The following is a 3,186-nucleotide window of genomic DNA, read 5'->3' on the forward strand; positions in this document are numbered from 1 at the left end:
GAGGGCACAGTTCATGCGCGCGTCCCCGCGCATGGCTTCGTGCTTGCGCTCGCGTAGCACTCGGAATAGTTTAGGATGCCCGTTGAGGTAGTCGGCGACGCGAGCTTCCACGCCGCGGCGCCTCTCGAGAAACTCGCCGACGAGGCGGTGAATCCTCGGAATTAAGACTCCCGTGAAGAGGAAATACGGAAGGACGATGATCCGCTTGGCGCCGAGCGCCACGCAGCGCGCCAAGCCCTCAAGCAAGGACGGGTTCGTCACGCCGATGAAGCACGCCTCGACCCACGGATACCGCCGACCCTCCCAGAGGAGACGCGAGAGCTTGAACAGGTCGCTATTCGCATCGGGATCGCTCGAGCCCCGCCCGACGACGAGCACCGCGGTCTCCTCCGCCGGCCATGTCGTCTCGGCCTCAACCTGAGCCAGGCGCTCGTTGACAATCTCGATCACACGGGCGTCAAGACCGATGTGCCGTCCATAGACGAACTCGACGCCCGGATGGCGGGCCTTCGCCTCGTCCAGCTCGTGCGGCAGCTCCACCTTAACGTGCCCCGCGGCCAGGAGGATCACAGGCAACACGACGACCCGGCGCGCGGCGAGCGCCACGCAGCGGTCGAGGCTCTCGGGGACAAGCGGACTCGCCAGCTCGATGAAGCAGGTCTCGACGGGTTCCGGGCCGATGTGCGGCCGCGCTGCATCGCAGAATCTGAGGAACTCGTCGTTGCCCGGTCGTTCGCGGCTGCCGTGCCCCACCAGAAGCACCACGTCATCGCTCACGCCCATCCCCCCGAGGCGCCACAACGGCGCCTTTCGATCCCTCCAGCCCGACGAGCTTTGCGATCACCGCGAGATCACACGCCGCCCCGACGATGTCCGCCAACCGGTCATAGCGCTCGGCCATGGTCGCGGTAGCACCCCAGCGAGGGTCAGGCTGCTGCCCCCTGCGGACGGCCAGGTGCACGAGCAGCGCCCGCCGAAGCGAATCGTTCGAGAACAGCCCGTGGAGGTATGTCCCCACGATGTTGCCGGCCTCGTTTGTGGCACCGTCGTCTTCGTGCACCGCGCGACCGCCTCGCGCGAGGATCTCGAACGGGCGCCGCGTTGAGGCAACCTCGGTGCGTCCCATGTGAATCTCGTACGCGTCGATCTCCGCTCGTGCCGAGCCAGCGAACGGTCCCGGCCCCTCTGTGACACGGCCGCGGACCCGCAGAGTCATCTTCTCCCCCGCGAAGGTGGTGACGACCGGGAGGAGGCCGAGTCCCGGTGTCATCGTCGCCGACGACTCGAGGTGGTCGGGGTCGTGGACGGCAGTGCCAAGCATTTGATACCCGCCGCAGATGCCGATGACGGGACGCCCGCCGGTCGCCGCGGCTACAATCGCATCAGCCAGCCCCGTCTGACGCAGCCACATGACATCGGCAGCGGTATTCTTGCTCCCCGGCAGTACGATCAGGTCAGCGCCGTCAAGCGCCTCAGGGCTCCGCACGAAACGCACCCGGACGCCGGGCTCCCTAGCGAGCGGCTCGAAGTCGTCGAAGTTGGCGATCCGCGGCAAGCGCGCGACCGCGATGTCCAGCACGTGCGGCCCGCTGCGCCGCTCGAGGTCCTCCAGATCGAGGGAGTCCTCGGCGGGCACGAGCGGCTCGGTGATGTAGGGGACGACGCCAACCACAGGTACCCCCGTCCGCGCGGTCAGCTCCTCCAGACCTGGCGCCAGAAGCGAGGAGTCCCCCCGGAACTTGTTGATGATGAAGCCGCCGACGCGCGTGCGGTCCTCCGGCTCGAGCAGCTCCATCGTCCCCACGAACGCCGCAAACACTCCCCCGCGATCGATGTCGCCAACAAGTAGCACGGGGGCATTCGCCATGCGCGCGATACGCATATTCACGATCTCACCGTCGCGAAGGTTAATCTCCGCCGGGCTCCCGGCCCCCTCGATGATCACGAGGTCGTACGCCCGACGCAGGCGCTCGAGGCTTTCTTCGACAACCCCTACAAGGGCCCCTTTCATTCGGCGATACTCACGGAAGCTGACACTGGCGACGGGTCGTCCTCGGACAACGACCTGAGACCGGTGATCCGCCTCGGGCTTGAGCAGGATCGGGTTCATGTCCACCGTCGCCTCAATCCCCGCCGCCTCCGCCTGGGCTGCCTGCGCCCGCCCGATCTCGCCCCCATCCACCGTCACCGCGGAGTTCAGTGCCATATTTTGGGACTTGAATGGAGCGACCCGATACCCCGCGCGCGCAAACAGCCGACAAAACGCAGCCGTCAAGACGGATTTCCCGACGGCTGAGCTCGTCCCCTGGATCATGAGACACGGCGCTCTGTCGGTCATCGGGATGGCGCCTCAGCGACCGCGACGGTCACGTTGCCAGATTTGACCTTTTCGACAATGAGCCGGCCACGGGAGACGGCGAGAGCCGAAGGTTCGGCGACACCCTGCACGCCTACAAACTTCATCGAAGCCTCGGATGGGTTCGGGACATCCGGAACCGCATTGAGCATCGCCTTCTCGCAGAAGACGAGCGGGAGGCCCAGCCGCCCGGCGGCCCCGAGAAGGCCTGCTTCGTCACGCTTGGCATCGACCGTAGCCAGCGCCTTCACGCTTTTGAGCGCGAGCCCGTGCTCGCGGAGCACCCGCTCGATGGTACCCACGATCTCATCGGCGCTGGTGCCGCGGTTGCAGCCCACGCCGAGCACCAGGTTCTTGGGACGCAGGATGACGACCGGCCGCCGCATCCCCTCCAGGTCGACGAGGCGGTGACTGATGACGATGCCGGCAACCACCGTCGACTCGCGCAGCGCCTCGAGCGACGGGAAGATCTTCACGTTCGGCTTCAATGTCCCGCGGAGCGATGGCGAGTCGACCCCGGCGAGGTCGACGACGCCGGTCGCCTCTCCGTCCACGAGCGCCGCGCTCACCTTCTTCATCGCCTCGAAGTCGTCCACCTCCCCACCGATCTCCATGGCGATGACGTCGGGGGCAATGGTCTCGTTGACGTCGGTACCGGTCGTGACCACCGGGATCGCCCCGGTGACCTCCGCGAGACGACGCGCCAGCGCATTGGCTCCGCCAAGGTGTCCCGAGACGAGGCTGATGGCGAACTTCCCGGCGATGTCCATGACGACGACAGCCGGGTCGTATCGCTTGTCCTTGATGTGCTCGGCGATCATCCTGACGAC

At 66.6% G+C, this 3,186-nt stretch carries 3 protein-coding genes; all 3 read right to left on the bottom strand.

Annotated elements, in window-relative coordinates:
* The coding region (locus HY049_16635) for a sirohydrochlorin chelatase (GenBank protein MBI3450524.1) at positions 1-777 on the bottom strand (777 nt) is incomplete at its 3' end.
* Positions 767-2,338, bottom strand: coding sequence for a cobyric acid synthase (locus tag HY049_16640; GenBank protein ID MBI3450525.1), 1,572 nt, complete (start codon positions 2,336-2,338; stop codon positions 767-769). The genes HY049_16635 and HY049_16640, both read right to left, overlap by 11 nt.
* Positions 2,335-3,186, bottom strand: an 852-nt coding sequence (locus HY049_16645; GenBank protein MBI3450526.1) for a cobalamin biosynthesis protein, incomplete at its 5' end; no start/stop codon positions are given. The genes HY049_16645 and HY049_16640, both read right to left, overlap by 4 nt.

Source organism: Acidobacteriota bacterium, from assembly GCA_016195325.1.
GTDB lineage: Bacteria > Acidobacteriota > Polarisedimenticolia > JACPZX01 > JACPZX01 > JACPZX01.

What these genes read in the sequence shown, in the direction of transcription:
- HY049_16640 (MBI3450525.1), bottom strand. Translation starts at nt 2,338, where the DNA reads ATGACCGACAGAGCGCCGTGTCTCATGATCCAGGGGACGAGCTCAGCC.